Origin of the sequence: Streptomyces sp. NPDC051636 (genome assembly GCF_044453765.1) — a bacterium.
Lineage (GTDB): Bacteria > Actinomycetota > Actinomycetes > Streptomycetales > Streptomycetaceae > Streptomyces.
Map to the genome: position 1 here is coordinate 197,459 of NZ_JBITDA010000009.1, position 15,295 is coordinate 212,753.

General features: G+C 73.6%; 13 protein-coding genes. 6 read left to right on the plus strand and 7 right to left on the minus strand.

Going from position 1 to position 15,295, the window contains the following annotated elements; all coding sequences use genetic code 11:
• Positions 1-351: 351 nt before the first annotated feature.
• From ACIBBH_RS18835 to ACIBBH_RS18850, 4 genes are read right to left on the minus strand one after another with little or no spacing between them, the layout of a single operon-like run.
• Positions 352-1,692, minus strand: a complete 1,341-nt coding sequence (locus ACIBBH_RS18835) for an AAA domain-containing protein (protein ID WP_399405865.1) — start codon at positions 1,690-1,692, stop codon at positions 352-354.
• Positions 1,689-3,287 (minus strand): hypothetical protein, encoded by a 1,599-nt coding sequence (locus ACIBBH_RS18840; RefSeq protein ID WP_399405867.1) that lies wholly within the window; start codon positions 3,285-3,287, stop codon positions 1,689-1,691. Before ACIBBH_RS18840 ends, ACIBBH_RS18835 begins: the two co-directional genes overlap by 4 nt.
• Positions 3,278-4,453 (minus strand): hypothetical protein, encoded by a 1,176-nt coding sequence (locus ACIBBH_RS18845; RefSeq protein WP_399405869.1) that lies wholly within the window; start codon positions 4,451-4,453, stop codon positions 3,278-3,280. The genes ACIBBH_RS18840 and ACIBBH_RS18845 overlap by 10 nt, the downstream gene beginning before the upstream one ends.
• Entirely contained in the window at positions 4,359-5,306 is a 948-nt protein-coding gene (locus ACIBBH_RS18850) for a phosphatase PAP2 family protein (protein ID WP_399405871.1), read from the minus strand. The genes ACIBBH_RS18845 and ACIBBH_RS18850 overlap by 95 nt, the downstream gene beginning before the upstream one ends.
• Before the next feature lie 186 nt (positions 5,307-5,492).
• On the opposite strand from ACIBBH_RS18850, the gene ACIBBH_RS18855 reads away from it, so the two are divergent.
• Positions 5,493-6,089: a histidine phosphatase family protein gene (locus ACIBBH_RS18855; RefSeq protein WP_399405873.1), complete on the plus strand. Its 597-nt coding sequence runs from the start codon at positions 5,493-5,495 to the stop codon at positions 6,087-6,089.
• A gap of 38 nt (positions 6,090-6,127) precedes the next feature.
• Here ACIBBH_RS18855 and ACIBBH_RS18860 read toward each other — a convergent pair whose 3' ends face one another.
• Entirely contained in the window at positions 6,128-7,579 is a 1,452-nt protein-coding gene (locus ACIBBH_RS18860) for a hypothetical protein (RefSeq protein ID WP_399405874.1), read from the minus strand.
• A gap of 258 nt (positions 7,580-7,837) precedes the next feature.
• Between ACIBBH_RS18860 and ACIBBH_RS18865 the strand changes: the two genes are divergently transcribed.
• Positions 7,838-8,227, plus strand: a complete 390-nt coding sequence (locus ACIBBH_RS18865) for a hypothetical protein (RefSeq protein WP_399405876.1) — start codon at positions 7,838-7,840, stop codon at positions 8,225-8,227.
• A 37-nt stretch (positions 8,228-8,264) separates the two neighbouring features.
• On the plus strand, positions 8,265-9,134 hold the full coding sequence (locus ACIBBH_RS18870; RefSeq protein ID WP_399405878.1) for a spermidine synthase: 870 nt from the start codon (positions 8,265-8,267) through the stop codon (positions 9,132-9,134).
• A 248-nt stretch (positions 9,135-9,382) separates the two neighbouring features.
• On the opposite strand, the gene ACIBBH_RS18875 is transcribed toward ACIBBH_RS18870, so the two are convergent.
• Entirely contained in the window at positions 9,383-9,904 is a 522-nt protein-coding gene (locus ACIBBH_RS18875) for a hypothetical protein (RefSeq protein ID WP_399405880.1), read from the minus strand.
• A gap of 120 nt (positions 9,905-10,024) precedes the next feature.
• Here ACIBBH_RS18875 and ACIBBH_RS18880 point away from each other — a divergent pair, with 120 nt between their 5' ends.
• The 3 genes from ACIBBH_RS18880 (at position 10,025) to ACIBBH_RS18890 (ending at position 13,720) form a co-directional block, all read left to right on the plus strand.
• Positions 10,025-10,732, plus strand: a complete 708-nt coding sequence (locus tag ACIBBH_RS18880; RefSeq protein WP_399405882.1) for a response regulator transcription factor — start codon at positions 10,025-10,027, stop codon at positions 10,730-10,732.
• On the plus strand, positions 10,729-12,144 hold the full coding sequence (locus ACIBBH_RS18885; RefSeq protein ID WP_399405884.1) for a sensor histidine kinase: 1,416 nt from the start codon (positions 10,729-10,731) through the stop codon (positions 12,142-12,144). The genes ACIBBH_RS18880 and ACIBBH_RS18885 overlap by 4 nt, the downstream gene beginning before the upstream one ends.
• A gap of 109 nt (positions 12,145-12,253) precedes the next feature.
• Complete coding sequence (locus ACIBBH_RS18890) at positions 12,254-13,720, plus strand: cellulose binding domain-containing protein (RefSeq protein ID WP_399405886.1); 1,467 nt, start codon at positions 12,254-12,256, stop codon at positions 13,718-13,720.
• Positions 13,721-13,790: 70 nt separating this feature from the next.
• On the opposite strand, the gene ACIBBH_RS18895 is transcribed toward ACIBBH_RS18890, so the two are convergent.
• Positions 13,791-15,221: a GH1 family beta-glucosidase gene (locus ACIBBH_RS18895; protein ID WP_399405888.1), complete on the minus strand. Its 1,431-nt coding sequence runs from the start codon at positions 15,219-15,221 to the stop codon at positions 13,791-13,793.
• Between the last annotated feature and the right edge of the window lie 74 nt (positions 15,222-15,295).

Consider the following 15,295-nt stretch of genomic DNA (forward strand, 5'->3'; position numbering starts at 1 on the left):
TGAACAACGGCTCAAGCCCGCCAGAGCACCCGGTGTTCCGTGAGGTGCGCCAGTACCGCGTGGTGCGCCTCCCACCCGTCCGGGCTGTGTTTCCTGGCCGCCTCCGGCGGCGTGCCGGACTCCGTCCGGCGGATGGGGGGCGTTGGGCTCGGTGTCGGCCGGCCGGGTTCGGGCATGTTGTTCAAGCCCGCCAGAGCACCCGGTGTTCCGTGAGGTGCGCCAGTACCGCGTGATTCGCCTCCCACCCGTCCGGGCTGTGTTTCCTGGCCGCCTCCGGCGGCGTGCCGGACTCCGTCCGGCGGATGGGGGGCGTTGGGCTCGGTGTCGGCCGATCGGGTTCGGGCATGTTGTTCAAGCCGGCCAGAGCACCCGGTGTTCCGTGAGGTGCGCCAGTACCGCGTGATTCGCCTCCCACCCGTCCGGGAACTTCACCACCGTGCCCAGCTGCACCGGCTCGGTCGACGGGTAGTCGTCCAGCAGCTCGCCCACCCCCGCCCGGCACACCACGATGCACGCCTGCCGGTGCCGGGAGGCGAGGACGCACAGGCGGCCCGTCTCCAGGTGGAAGGCGGTGGCGTCGGGGCGGCCGGACAGCGGGTGCAGGACGACCGTGACGTCGAACTCCCGCCCCTGCAGCCGGTTCGCCGTGTCCACGGTCACGTCGGTCACGCCCAGCTCGGCCAGCGCCGCCCGCACGGCCGCCGCCTGGTCCCGGTGGGCGGTGCCGACGGCGATGCGGTCGGCGGTGAGGGGAGCAGGGTCCGGTGAGCGCTCCGACGTCGCCGCGCCACCCCGGTCGAGCAGCCGCCGTACGACCGTCGCCACCGCCCGCACCGCCTCCGGATCCGTCCGCGGGGTGTGCCGCGCGGGCAGCTCCAGCAGCCCCCAGCCGTAGGCCGCCGCCTCGTCGATCACCCGGTCGGGGCCGGAGCCGTCGGACGGGACGGCGAAGACCAGGCGCCGGTCGCCGTGGTCGGTGCCGCTGCGGAAGGGGGTGTACGGGTAGAAGGCGTCGGAGACGAGGGGCGCGGCCGAGGCCGGGAGCCGCCAGGACACCGGCAGGCGGTGCTGCGGCAGCTCCGGATTGTGCGCGAGGAGCGTCGTCACGGCTGAGGCGGACGGATCGTACGACAGGCCCGCCCACTGCTCGCTGCCCACGATCGCGAACGGGTCCAGCTGGCCCGGGTCGCCCACGAACAGCGCGCGCTCGAACAGCCCGGCCACGGCGAGCAGCGCGTCCGAGCGCATCTGGTAAGCCTCGTCGACGATCGCGTGCCGCCACGGCTCGTCCACCTTGACGTGCGCCCACTTCGCGGCGGTGGACAGCACGACCGGGATCCCGGCGAGGTCGCCCGCCTTCGCCGACTTGCGTACGTTCGGCAGGTCGTCCAGCGCCTTGTCGTACGGGTCGGCGTCGCTGCTGTGCAGTCGGCCGACGGGCAGGTCGGGGTTCTTCTCGGCGAGCCGGAGCACCAGGTCGTCGACCTGGGCGTTGGTCTGCGCGACCACCATCAGCGGGCGCCCGGCGTCGGCGAGTTCCAGCGCCGCCCGGACGACGAGGGTGGACTTGCCGGCGCCCGGCGGGGAGTCCACGACCACACCCCGGTGGATGCCGTGCAGGGTGTCGCGGAGGATCGCGTCGGTGGCCCGCGTGGCCGCGGCCCCGGGGTCGAACACGGCCTCGGTGGTCACAGCACGTCCTCCTCGGTGACGGGATCGGCGGCCTCCGGCACGGTCGCCGTCTCACCCGGCGGCCCACCGTGCGTCCACGGCGTCTCCTCCGGGTCGGGCAGCTTCGCCCCGCCGCGCTGCTCGTGTTCGAACAGGGTGAAACAGATCCGGTCCCCCTTCTCCGGGACGGACCCGGGCTCGGGCTCCTTGCCGCGGCCCATCTTGTCGACGATCCGCAGCACCACGAGGGCGCCGTCGTCCTCGTAGCCCACGAACTGCGCCGCCTGCGGTTTGCCGCCCAGCGAGCGGTACACCTTCGCCCGCTCCCCGAGGTGCGGCCGGTCGTCGGTGCGCACCGTGACCAGCGGGCGCGGGCTGGGCCGCTTGCCCTCGCTGTACGCCATGACGACGTCCGTGACCTCACCGGCGAACGCCTCCCCGGCCAGCCTGCGCCCGGCCATGACCAGGGGGTCGTCCAGCGCCTCCTGCGCCTCCAGCCGGGCCTGCTCCCGCTCGCGCGTGGCCAGCTTGTTGGCGGCCGTCACCGCGTCGTCCCGGCGCGGCTGCGGGGGCTCCCCGGCGAGCACGCGGTCGCGGTGACCGGTGAACGACCAGCGGTCGCGCGTCCACCGCTCCTCGACGTGCGCCCCCTCCGGCAACGCCCGCAGCAGGCCGATGCCGCGCCACACCGAGTGCCAGGTGGGCAGGGTGATGCCTTCGACCAGGTCGCGGATCTCCTGCTCGGCGGCGGTGAGCGCGCCGAGCCGGTCGTCCGCCTGCAGGCCGTCCTCGGCGGCGGCGAGGGCGGTGCGGGCACGGTCGTAGCGCTCGAGGGCGGGCGCGAGCAGCTTGTTGTCGAACGCCGGGTCGGTGGCCGGACCCGCGGGCGGGCACAGCAGTTGACCGTTCGCGTCCCGCCCCAGCTCGGCCCGCCGCGCCTCCTCGGCGCCCGTGGTCCCCTCCGGAGGGTCGATCCAGGCGAGCAGCGCCCCCAGGTGCTGGTCCTCCAGGCTGGACTGCCCGGTCGCCCAGTGCCGGGACAGCACGTCCGTCAGGGCCAGCAGCAGCGAGGAGCCGGGCACCCGGGCCCGCTCCCCGAAGTGCGTCAGCCACCGCCCGAGCAACGGCACCCGGGGCGGCGCCGGGTAGGGCGCCTCCGGGTCCTGCTCCGCCGTGCGCCGGAACCGCATGGAGCGCCCGAGCAGCCGTACGAACTCCACGCCCGCCCGGCTCGGCACGATCAGCTGCGGGGCGTCCGCGCACAGGTCGACCTCGACCTTGACCCGCTTGCCGGTCTCCGGGTCGGTCTCGGTGCGCTCGGCGGCCTCCACGTCGTCGGCGAAGGAATCGACGTACGGCAGGACGATGTCGGCCAGTTCGGCGAGGAACGCGAAGCGCAGGTCGCGGTCGCGCGGCTGCGGTACGACGAGCAGGCGCGGCGCGTCCCGGTCGGTGCCGACCAGCGCGCCGAGCGGGGCACCGGCCTCACCGGCGGTGGTCAGCGGCACGAACACCAGGGGCCGGTCGGACAGGTGCCGGTGCCGGACGGTGGCGGTGGGCCGGGCACGGCCGGTGCTGACGGCCTCCAGGCGGGCGAGCGTGGCGATCAGGGACACGCGGCCGCCTCCCGGCCCGGGAGCGCCTCCGCCCGCAGGGCCGCCGCCCTGCGCAGGGCCGCCACCGCCGGGTCCTCGGGGTCGCCGAGCTCGCCGCGGGCCGCCGCCAGGACGTCGTCCACCGTCGACAGGCCGCCCAGTTCGGCACGGACGGAACGGCCCAGCGTCGTCACCGCGCCGGCCGTGCGGGAGCGTTCCCGGCAGTGGAAGGCCAGCTCGCACGCGGACAGACACTCGGGCGCGTAGGTCGCCGGGACCGACTCCACCGCCGCCGTCAGCGCGTCGGCCGGCAGGCCCGGGGCGAAGCAGGTGCCCTCGGGGAGGCTGTCGGCGATGTCCTCGACACGGGTGAGCCGGGCCAACTGGCGGGCGGTGACCGCGCGCTGCTTGCGGATGTCGACGGCGGAGGCGGTGGGCAGGTTCGAGAAGTCCTTCGGGCAGACCAGCAGGATCCGGTGGCGCACCCGGGGGGCCGGATCGAGGCGCCCGGCGACCTCCTCCAGGGCGAGCACGTACACCGCCGCCTGCCGGGCGGCCGCGCCCACCTTCGCCGGGTCCGCCGAACCGTCCAGCATCGGGAAGGACTTGATCTCCACGACCGTCCAGCTGCCGTCCGGGTGCACCACCACCGCGTCCGGCTCCAGGAACGCCGGGGAGCCCGCCACCTCGAGCGCCAGCATCGGATGGTCGAGCAGCGTCCAGCCGCCCGCCTCGGCGGCCTCCCGCAACGCTAGCGCCGTACGCGCCGTACGTCCCGCCGGGCCGGGCGCGGACAGGTCGGGGACGTGGGTCTCCCGCGGCGGCTCGGCGCCCGGGTCCAGCCTGGCGTGCACCAGGCGCAGCAACTCCGCGCCGCCGTCGGCCTTCACCCGTGCCTCGAACGCGTTGCCCCGGGTCAGGGCGAACTGTGACTGCCCGAAGGCGGACGGTGCGCCCAGCGCGCTCGCCAGGGCCGCCTTGTCGACGCCCGCGCCGTCCAGGATCGCCCGCCTTCGGCACCCCGGGTTCGCGGCGAGCGCCGCCAGGGCGCGCGCGTCCAGTGCCTTGGCCGGTACGTCGGGGCCGCGCAGCTCAGCGAGCCGCTGCCGGAGCGCCGTCCCCCGCGTCGGTGGGGGCGGCGTCCGGCTCGGCTGAGGGCTCGAGCCGCTGACGTGGAATTCGCTCACCCGTGGAAGTCTGGCATCCGCCACTGACAATCGGGGCGCCTGTGCCTTCGGAGCCCGCCGCGACCACCGTGGCACCTGGCACCAGCCGCGCCCGCAGCCGGTCCGCACCGCGCATCACGTACGGCGCCAGCAGCAGTCCGGCCCCCATCACGGCGGCGCCCGCGACCGCGTCGAGGAGGTAGTGGTTGGCGGTGCCCATCACCACGATCGCGGTCAGCAGCGGGTAGGCGACGCCGGCGGCCCTGGCGAGGCGCGTGCCGCCGTACCGCCACAGCATCACCCCGCACCACAGTGCCCAGCCCACGTGCAGGCTCGGCATGGCCGCGTACTGGTTCGTCATGCCGCCCATGCCCCGCGGGGCGCTGGCCTCGCCGCCCCACCAGCCGTACGAGCTGTAGCGGGCCATCGTGTCCACGAAGCCGTGGCCCGCCGTGAGGAGGCGGGGCGGGCAGGTCGGCAGCAGCGTGAAGCCGATCAGGCCGATGAACGTGGACGTCATCAGCCAGGTGCGGGCGGCCCGGTAGTGGTGGCCGCGGGACCGGAACAGCCACACCAGGATCGCGGGCGTTATCAGGTAGTGCAGCGACGCGTACCAGAAGTCGGCCGGGACGCCGAGCCACGCCTCGCGCGTGAACAGGCGGTTGAGCGGGTGCTCGGCGTTGAGGTGCAGGGCCTTCTCGACGCGCAGGATCTCCAGGCCGTGGTCGACGGCGCTGGAGACGTCGCCCCGGGCGAGCAGGCGGCCGGCCGAGTAGCAGCCGTACACCAGCAGGATCAGCGGCAGTTCGGTCCACCAGCGCAGCTGGGTCGTCCGCGGGGACACCTCGGTGCCCGGTGTCTCGGTCTGCGGCATCCGATCGCCCTTCCCCTTCTCGTCCGCGGCGCCTGCTGGGCCGGCCGTGCCACTTTACGGCGTACCGCTGCGCCCTTGGGCGGCGCTTCAGCCCTGATAGACGCTGAGATCGCCCGCCGGGTTGCCCGGGGACAGGGTGCGCGATGATGGAGGGGTCCCGCCCCTGATTTCTCCTGGAAGGTCTTCATGGCACCGCGCATCCTGCTGGCCCGGCACGGACAGACGGAGTGGTCGCTGTCCGGCAAGCACACCGGCAGGACCGACGTGCCCCTGCTGGAGGAGGGCCGGCGCGGCGCCAAACTCCTCGGCGAGCGCCTGCACCGCGCGCCGTTCGACGGCCTTCCCGACGCCGAGGTGCGCACCAGCCCGCTGGCACGCGCGCGTGAGACGTGCGAAATCGCCGGGTTCGGTGAGCGGGCGGCCTCCTGGGACGCGCTGCTGGAGTGGGACTACGGCGCGTACGAGGGCATGACCCCCGAGGAGATCCAGGCCGTTCGCCCCGGCTGGCTGATCTGGCGGGACGGCGTCCCCGAGGGGGAGAGCCTCGCCGGGGTGACGGCCCGGGCGGACGAGGTGGTGTCCTGGGCGCGCGCGGAAGACCGGGACGTGCTCGTGTTCGCCCACGGGCACATCCTGCGGTCCATCGGCGCGAGGTGGCTGGGCCTGCCGTTGGACTTCGCGGCGCGGATCCGCCTCAGTCCGACGTCACTGTCCATCCTGGGCTGGGCGTATGGAGAACCGGCGATCGAGAGCTGGAACGACTCGGGGCACTTGGCCGGGTAGCTGTCCGGTACCCGGCGCTGTGTTGCCGCCGTCGCGCACTACACCGCACGCGGCAACGAGGCATGCCTCTCCAGGAACTCCGACACCCCCGGGGCCCGCCGGTGCGGAAGCAGCACCCGCGCCGTCCCCGCCAGCATCGTCTGAACGCGGGACGACTGCACCTGGTCCAGAAGGTCCAGCACCCGCATCCCGGCCACCGCCGCCTCGTCCGGCCGCCCCCCGCGCGCGAGATCGTCCGCGAGCTCGGCGGTGTACAGCGCGATGTTGCGCGTGAAGTGGGGGTCCTGGAGCTGCGCTGCCCGCCGCGCGTGCCGGGCCGCCCGCTGCCAGTCGCCGAGCGTCGACCAGCACTGCGCCTCCAGCCCCTCCAGCTCGGCCTCGCCGTAGAAGCTCATCCACTCGGGGTCGGCGTCCGAGCGGCCCCGCTCGTACAGGGCCTGTGCCCGCGCGAGTGCCTGTTCGCACCCGGTGCGATCGGCCAGCCCCGCCCAGCCGCCCGCCTCGCGCAGCGCGAGGAGCGACATCAGGCGCGCGGAGCCCAGTGGCCGCCCCACCCGCTGCGCGGCCTGCGCCGCCCGCACCGCCTCCCGGGGCCGGCCCGCGTCCCGGGCGAGGAAGGAGGTGTTGCAGAAGGCGTGCGCCTCCAGCCCAGGGTCCCCGGTCATCCGGGCGGTCGCGAGGGCCTCCGCGTAGTGCGAACGGGCGTCGTCGAAGCGGCCGGAGTCATGGGCCAGCCAGCCCACCGAGATGGCGAGCTCACCGGCACCCGAGTGCAGCCGGTCGGCGGTCGTCTGCCGGGTCGCGCCGGCGTCCAGCAGCTCGTACGCGGCGCGCAGTGGAGCCGCCGCGCGCCGGTAGAGGCCGTCCGCGCCGTGCCGGTCGTCGAGCAGCCGGATCCGGCGGACGGCCTCCTCCAGTGCGGCCGCCTCCGAGGACCCGGCGCGGCGCACCGGCCGACCCGCCGCCGCGGCGTCGATGGTGAGCCCCAGAGGGCCCAGCGTGGCGGCGGCCACGGTGGCGCTCCCGCCCGTCATGAATGCGCGACGCAGCACGTCGCTCTCCTCGTGGTTCTCGTCGTTCTCGTGCGTGTCGTACGGGTCCTGCGTGTCATACGGTTCGAACGCCCCCCGCGTCTCACCCGCGGCATATGCCGGATGTGTGGCGCGCGAGGGAGGCGCTTCCCCCGTTGGGCGCGCCCCGCGTCCGCGGACGGACGAGCGGGGCGCGAAGCCCAGGTCGGCGAGCGTGCGGCCGGGGAACATGTGCAGGAACACCCGCTCGTACGCGTAGTTCGGGCAGCGGATCTCACCCGCCTCGACCCGGCCCACGTAGCGCGCGTCACAGCTCACCCGCTCACCGATCTCACGGGCGGCCCGCCGTACCAGCGCGGCGAACTCGGCCGGTGAGCGCCGGCCGCGCAGCTGCCGGAAGGCGAGGTTCGGCCGTGGTGGCCGGTCGGGCTGCGACGAGGTCACGGTTGACGACGCCATGGCCGGGTCCTCTCGTGCGAACCGTCGAACCATGCCGGATCCCGGTTGCCAGTTGTGCGTGTGATGCCCCGGTTCCGGCGGGCAAGAACGTACCTGCTGTGCCGGACCCGCCACGCTGTGTTTGGCTACAAACCGGATATCTCATACAGGATCTGCCATGAAGTGCCATCCTTTGCGGCGGACTTGTGCCGTAGCCGTTGACGCCGTTGCCGCGTTGGACCCCGTGGACTGCAAGAGGGCTGCGTGGTGGAGGCCGGGATGGTGACCAGCCGGAGCAACGATCCTTGTACGCCGTCGGCGACGGCCTGCGATGTGGTGACCGTGCCGACCCGGCACGGCCTGGAGGCGGTCGACATCCTGCGGCGGGGTGCGGCCGGGGACGGAGTGGGACCCGTCCTGCACGACGACGGGTGCGACACCCTCGGCTTCCTGGTCCCGCCGGGGACCGCGGCCGCGTGGGACGTCCCCGGGAGCACCTGTACGCAGACCGACGGGCGCGGCCTGAGCCTGAACCCCGGGCCGCCGGTCGAGGGCTCGGGGTGGCTGGTGCCGCCCGGTGAGGCGGACCTCGCGACGGACCCCGCGGTCCTCAGGCGTGCCCTGGGGGAGGCGGCTCGGACGATCAAGGCGGCCGACAGCTGCCGCTGAGCGGCAACGCTCACCCGGGGGCTGCGAAAATGGCCCCATGGGAAAGTCCAGGAACCCCCGGCGCAGGCAGGCCGGTGCCGAATCCGTCGCCGTGGACGTCGACGGCGGCCTCGCCCGGCTGGTACCCGACCGGGACCGCCACCGGGCCTGGACCCTCCTGATCGACGGCGCCCCGCAGTCGCACGTCGACCTCGACGACCCGGCGCACCTCTCCTTCGAGTACCAGCGGCGGCTCGGGCACGTCATCGACCTCGCCGCACCGCCCGGCAGACCGGTGCACGCCGTGCACCTCGGCGGCGGCGCCCTCACCCTGGCCCGCTACGTGGCCGCCACCCGCCCCCGCTCCACCCAGCAGGTCGTCGAGCGGGACGCGAAACTCGTCGAACTGGTCCGGCGGGAGCTGCCCTTGGACCCGGCTGCCCGGATCCGGGTGCGGTCGGTGGACGCCCGCGAGGGCCTGGCCAAGGTGCCTGAGGGCTGGGCCGACCTGGTCATCGCCGACGTGTTCAGCGGCGCCCGCACCCCCGCCCACCTCACCTCCACCGAGTTCCTCGACGAGGTCCGCCGGGCTCTGCGGCCCGACGGCGTCTATGCGGCCAACCTCGCCGACGGTCCCCCGCTCGCCCACCTGCGCGGCCAGATCGCCACCGCCGCCGCCCGCTTCCCCGAACTGGCGCTGGTCGCCGACCCGGCCGTACTGCGCGGCAAGCGGTTCGGCAACGCGGTCCTGGTCGCCGCCGACCGCCCGCTCCCGGTCGCCGAACTGACCCGCCGCGCCGCCTCCGACCCGCATCCGGCCCGGGTCGAACACGGCAGGGCGCTCCTTGCCTTCACCGGTGGGGCCGTACCGGTCACGGACGAGGCGGCGGTGGCCTCACCGGCCCCGCCGCCATCGGTTTTCCAATGAGCTGCCAGGTTGGGAAGTCCAACCCTTGTGACGTGTAGTGGTCTAGAAATCCAACCCTCTTGCCGGCAGCGGCAGGCGGCGTTCGTACAGCGCGGTCAGATCCTCCCGGCCGTCGCCCTCCACCCAGTGCCGTACGAGCGTGGTGAAGACCGCGATGATCGCGGCGGCCGCGCATTGGGCCGCCGCGCCGGTCCTCGTCCCGCTCGCCGCCGCGGCCGTCTTTCAGTTTGCGCTCCCCGGAGGGCCGTTCAGTACGTGCCCAACTCCACGCGCGGCGGACCGTCGTGCCACGTGCAGAACACGGACGCCCGGTCCGCGCCCGAGCTGAACTCCACCCGGATCCACGACTCCGTCTTCCACACCCGCATCGACCAGCCCGCACCCGGGGTCGCCGAGACGAGCGTCGCCTCCGTCTTCCCGATGTCGAAGACCACCCGTCCGCCGTCGGTGTCGTAGCTCCTGACCCGGCCGGAGGCGGCCGGGGACGACGGGGGCGGGGCGGGGGTGGTCGCCGGGGACCGCGAGGGAGCCGGGCTGCCGGGCGCCGACGGTGTGTTCCGTGCCTTCGCGGACGGTGACGGGGGCCGGGACGTGGCCGACGCCAGCGGCTTGGAACCCTGCCTGGTCGCGTCCGCCGCCGTGATGGGCAGGGCGCGCGGCGGGTCGTACGCCGTGCCCGTCATCACCGTGTGGACGCCCCACCACGACAGCGTGACCGCCGCGCCCGTGGCGAGCGACCACGCAAGTACGTGTACGAGTCCTCTGCGCATCGTCGGTCATACTGCCTCACGAGTCCCACCAGTCGCACACGGTCGGCACATGATCGGCACATGGTCTGAGTTATCCACAGGCCCGCACCCGGCCGTTCGGCATGGCGTACGGTGCGGCGCATGGCAAGTGTGCTCGTGGTCGAGGACGACCAGTTCGTACGCTCGGCGCTCATCCGGCATCTCACCGACGCCTCGCACACCGTGCGCAGCGTCGGTACGGCACTGGAGGCGCTGCGCGAGGTCGCCCATCTCCGCTTCGACGTCGTCATCCTGGACCTCGGCCTGCCCGACCTGGACGGGTCCGAGGCGCTGAAGATGCTGCGCGGCATCACGGACGTGCCCGTCATCATCGCCACCGCCCGGGACGACGAGACGGAGATCGTCCGGCTGCTGAACGCCGGGGCGGACGACTACCTGACCAAGCCGTTCTCCGTCGAGCACCTCTCCGCGCGGATCGCCGCCGTCCTCAGGCGCTCCCGGGCCGCCACCGGGGACGCCCCGCCGTCGAGCGTCCTGCGCGTCGGCGGCCTGACCGTCGATCCGCTGCGCCGCCAGGCGGAGTTGGACGGCGTCCGCCTCGACCTCACCCGCCGCGAGTTCGACCTGCTCGCCTTCCTGGCCGGCCGGCCCGGGGTCGTCGTCCCCCGCAAGGAACTGCTGGCCGAGGTGTGGCAGCAGTCGTACGGCGACGACCAGACCATCGACGTCCATCTGTCCTGGCTGCGGCGCAAGTTGGGGGAGACGGCGGCCCGGCCGCGCTATCTGCACACCCTGCGCGGGGTCGGCGTGAAGCTGGAGCCACCCGGGGAAGCGGAGCCGGCGCGATGAGGTGGGCACTGGTCAAGGTCTGTCTGGCGGTCACCACCATGGTCGTGGTCGCCTTCGCGGTCCCGCTCGGACTGGTCGTCAAGGAGATGGCCCGCGACCGCGCCTTCTCCAACGCCGAGCGGCAGGCCGCCGCGATCGCGCCCGCGCTGTCCATCACCACCGACCGCGACAAGCTGGAACGTGTCGTGGCCTCGGCCGGCTCGGACACCGACATGGCGGTGCACATACCGGCATCCGACGATGGCGGGGCCCGGCGGGCGGCCGTCGACATCGGCCGGCAGCGCGCTGTCGACCGGGACATCGCGACCGTACGGAAGCTGGGCCGGGCGTCCACCACCGAAGTCCCCGGCGGTTCCACCCTCCTCCAGCCGGTCGCGCTGAGCTCCGGCGCGATCGCGGTGGTCGAGGTGTACGTCCCCGAGGCCGAGGTCAGCAACGGCGTCGGCACGGCCTGGGCGGTGCTGGCCGCCGTCGGCGTCGCGCTGACCGTCGGCTCCGTCGCGGTCGCCGACCGGCTCGGCGTACGGATGGTGCGGCCCGCGCGGCGGCTGGTCGAGGGCGCGCACGAACTGGGGGAGGGCAAGCTGGGCGCACGGGTGCCGGAGGAGGGGCCGAACGAACTCCGGCGGGCCGCGGTGGCGTTCAACTCCATGGCCGACCAGGTGGTCCAACTCCTCGCCAACGAGCGGGAGCTGGCCGCGGACCTCTCCCATCGCCTGCGCACCCCGCTGACCGTGCTCCGGCTGAACGCCGCCTCGCTCGGCGAGGGGCCCGCCGCCGAGCAGACCCGGACCGCCGTCGCCCAGCTCGAACGCGAGGTCGACACCATCATCCGCACCGCCCGCGAGGCCAAGCCGCAGACCGCCGCCGCAGGGCCCGGCGCCGGGTGCGACGCGGCCGAAGTCGTCCGGGAACGGATGGGGTTCTGGTCCGCGCTCGCCGAGGACGAGGGCCGCAAGTGGCGGGTGGCCGGGGTCGACCGGCCGGTACGCATACCCGTGGCCCGCGCCGACCTGGCCGCCGCGCTCGACGCCCTGCTCGGCAACGTCTTCCGGCACACCGCCGAGGGCACGGCCTTCGCGGTCGACGTCCACAACGGCGAGGACGCGGTGATCGTCCTGGTCTCCGACGCGGGCCCCGGCATACCCGACCCCGAGGCCGCCATGGCACGCGGCCGGGGCTCCGGCACCGACGGCTCGACCGGCCTCGGCCTCGACATCGTGCGCCGGCTCGCCGAGTCGACCGGCGGGGACGTACGGATCGGCTCCTCGGTGCTGGGCGGCACCGAGGTGCGGATCTGGATCCAGCTGGACGGGCGCGAGCCGGTGCGCAGGGGCCACCGGGGTGCCGTGCGCCGTCGCCGGCCACGCAAATTGGTCTCTACCTTTAACCGGCCCCGATCCCTTCCTTAAGCGCACCCTAAGATCCCCAACACCGGTCCGTATCAGGCCTTTTGCCCGATTCCGGATCGCTAGCGTGCTGCCGCACCTCACCCCGTGAACAGCGAAGGCAGGCACGCGCATGAGCACGCACCGGCGCAGGATCAGTGGCAGGAACAAGGCGATAGGCGGCATCGTCGCCGCGGCCGTGGTCGGGGGCGGCGCGGTCCTGCTCACCGGCACCGCGCAGGCGGCCGGCGTCGGCGCCGCGTACACCAAGACCAGTGACTGGTCGACGGGTTACACCGCCCAGTACGTCGTCACGAACAACAGCGGCGAGACGGAGAAGACCTGGACCCTGGAGTTCGACCTTCCGGCGGGCACCACGCTCAGCTCCCTCTGGAACGGCGAGTCCAGCGTCAGCGGGCGGCACGTCACCGTGAAGCCGGCGAAGTGGGACACGGACGGCCTGGCGCCCGGCAAGTCGGTCACGGTCGGCTTCGTGGCAAGCGGCACGGCTGACCCGACCGGCTGTCTCATCGGCGGCGTCAAGTGTTCCACCGACGACACCGCGACCCCCGAGCCGAGCGGCCGTCCGACGCAGTCGCCGACCCCGGCCGCCACGAAGACCGCCACCCCGACACCCACGGCCACCGCTTCCTCGACGCCGTCCCCGACCCCGACCCCGACGCAGACCACCGGCAGCGGCACGACCACGTCCGCCGGCTTCGCCCCGTACGTCGACACCTCCCTCTACCCCGCCTTCGACCTCCTGGCGAGCGCGAACGCGACCGGCGTGAAGAACTACAACCTCGCCTTCGTCACGGACGGCGGCGGCTGCGCGCCCAAGTGGGGCGGCGTGACGGACCTGGCGAGCGACGGGGTGGCCGCCCAGATCGGCTCCCTGCGCGCCAAGGGCGGCGACGTCCGCGTCTCCTTCGGCGGAGCGTCCGGCTCCGAACTGGCGACGACCTGCTCCTCGGCGGACGCGCTGGCCACGGCGTATGGCAAGGCGGTCGACGCCTTCAAGCTCACCAAGGTCGACTTCGACGTCGAGGGCGGCGCGCTGCCCAACACGGCGGCGAACACGCGCCGCGCCCAGGCCATCGCCAAGCTCCAGGCCCAGCACCCGGACCTGGACGTCTCCTTCACGCTCCCGGTGATGCCCGAGGGCCTGACGCAGGACGGAGTGAACCTCCTGTCCAACGCCAAGTCCAACGGCGTGAAGATCAGCACGGTCAACATCATGGCGATGGACTACGGCCCCGCGTACAGCGGCGACATGGGCACCTACGCCGAACAGGCGGCCACGGCGACGCAGGCGCAGGTGAAGAGTGTCCTCGGCCTCTCCGACTCCGCCGCCTGGAAGACGGTCGCGGTCACCCCGATGATCGGCGTCAACGACGTCTCCTCCGAGGTCTTCAAGGTCGACGACGCCACCCAGCTCGTCAACTTCGCCAAGTCCAAGGGCCTCGGCTGGCTGTCGATGTGGTCGGCGACCCGCGACAAGCAGTGCGCGGGAGGAGCCAAGCCCACCGCCGACGCCACGTGCAGCTCGATCACCCAGGACGGCTCCGCCTTCTCGAAGGCGTTCGGCGCGTTCAACTGATCGAGGGACGGTGCGGGACGGGGCGCGGCACTCCTCTGCGAGTGCCGCGCCCTGCCGCGTCCGGGGGCCGTCAGACCGCCGCCTCCACCGGCGGGAGCGTTCCCGTTCGGGCCGCCCGTGCGTACCAGTGGGCGCTGGACTTCGGGGTGCGGGTGAGGGTGGCGTAGTCGACGTACACGGCGCCGAAGCGCTTGCTGTAGCCGTACGCCCACTCGAAGTTGTCCAGCAGGGACCACAGGTAGTACCCGCGTACGTCCGCGCCGTCCGTGATGGCCCGGCGCACCGCCGACAGGTGGCCGTGCAGGTAGGCGACGCGCTCGGGGTCGTGGACCCGGCCGTCGTCGTCCACCTTGTCGTCGTACGCCGCGCCGTTCTCCGTCACGTACAGCGGCAGGCCGGGGGCCTCTCGCGTGTAGCGCATGATCAGCTCGTGCAGGCCGGCCGGGTCGATCGGCCAGCCCATCTCCGTGCGCTCGCCGGGCATCTGGTGGAACGTCACGTCGTCCGCGCCGGGCCAGGGGGAGTGGTCGCTCGTCCCGTGTCCGTCCGCGCGCGGGCCCCGGACCCGCGGCTCGGCCGCCGAGACCAGCGTCGGCGTGTAGTAGTTCAGCCCCAGCGCGTCCAGCGGCTGGCTGATCGTGCTCAGGTCGCCGTCCTGGACGTGGGACCAGTCGGTGATCGAGGAGGTGGCCTCGAGCAGTGTCTCCGGGTAGGCGCCGTGCAGCATGGGGCCGTGGAAGACGCCGTTGGCGAGGTCGTCGATCCGGCGGGCCGCCGACAGGTCCGCCGGGTCCTGGGAGACCGTGCGCACCACCGAGGAATTGAGGCTCACGGCGACCGTGTTGCGGGCCGGCATCACCGAGCGCAGGGCCGAGGCGCCCAGGCCGTGGGCCAGGTTGAGGTGGTGTGCGGCCTTCAGTGAGGCCTCCGGGTCCGTACGGCCGGGGGCGTGCACCCCGGAGCCGTAGCCGAGGAAGGCGCTGCACCACGGCTCGTTGAGCGTGATCCACTGCTCCACCCGGTCGCCGAGCGCCTCGCCGGCGATCTGCGCGTACTCGGCGAAGCGGTAGGCGGTGTCCCGCTCCGGCCAGCCGCCCGCGTCCTCCAGCTCCTGCGGCAGGTCCCAGTGGTAGAGGGTGATCGCCGGCTTGATGCCGTGCGCGAGCAGCTCGTCCACCAGGCGGCGGTAGAAGTCCAGGCCCACCTGGACCGCCGGACCCCGGCCGGTCGGCTGCACCCGCGACCAGGAGATGGAGAACCGGTACGCGTTCAGGCCCAGCTCCGCCATCAGCGCGACGTCCTCGCGGTAGCGGTGGTAGTGGTCGACAGCGATGTCACCGGTGTCGCCGCCGGCCGTCTTGCCCGGCGTATGGCTGAAGGTGTCCCAGATCGAGGGGGTACGGCCGTCCTCCCGCACCGCCCCCTCGATCTGGTACGCCGAGGTCGCGGCGCCCCAGAGGAATGCGGGAGGAAAGGTCACGGGCGTAACGGGTTCAGGCATGGAAGCGCTCCCATAGGAAGGCGTGGAGACCGACGGGTGAGGGGGAAGGGGAGGTGGGCGGGGAAGGGGCCGGG

Excerpts from the sequence above, each read along its gene's own strand:
- ACIBBH_RS18850 (WP_399405871.1), bottom strand. The coding sequence starts at position 5,306 with ATGCCGCAGACCGAGACACCGGGCACCGAGGTGTCCCCGCGGACGACC.
- ACIBBH_RS18855 (WP_399405873.1), top strand. The coding sequence starts at position 5,493 with ATGGCACCGCGCATCCTGCTGGCCCGGCACGGACAGACGGAGTGGTCG.
- ACIBBH_RS18860 (WP_399405874.1), bottom strand. The coding sequence starts at position 7,579 with ATGGCGTCGTCAACCGTGACCTCGTCGCAGCCCGACCGGCCACCACGG.
- ACIBBH_RS18865 (WP_399405876.1), top strand. The coding sequence starts at position 7,838 with ATGGTGACCAGCCGGAGCAACGATCCTTGTACGCCGTCGGCGACGGCC.
- ACIBBH_RS18870 (WP_399405878.1), top strand. The coding sequence starts at position 8,265 with ATGGGAAAGTCCAGGAACCCCCGGCGCAGGCAGGCCGGTGCCGAATCC.
- ACIBBH_RS18875 (WP_399405880.1), bottom strand. The coding sequence starts at position 9,904 with ATGCGCAGAGGACTCGTACACGTACTTGCGTGGTCGCTCGCCACGGGC.
- ACIBBH_RS18880 (WP_399405882.1), top strand. The coding sequence starts at position 10,025 with ATGGCAAGTGTGCTCGTGGTCGAGGACGACCAGTTCGTACGCTCGGCG.
- ACIBBH_RS18885 (WP_399405884.1), top strand. The coding sequence starts at position 10,729 with ATGAGGTGGGCACTGGTCAAGGTCTGTCTGGCGGTCACCACCATGGTC.
- ACIBBH_RS18890 (WP_399405886.1), top strand. The coding sequence starts at position 12,254 with ATGAGCACGCACCGGCGCAGGATCAGTGGCAGGAACAAGGCGATAGGC.
- ACIBBH_RS18895 (WP_399405888.1), bottom strand. The coding sequence starts at position 15,221 with ATGCCTGAACCCGTTACGCCCGTGACCTTTCCTCCCGCATTCCTCTGG.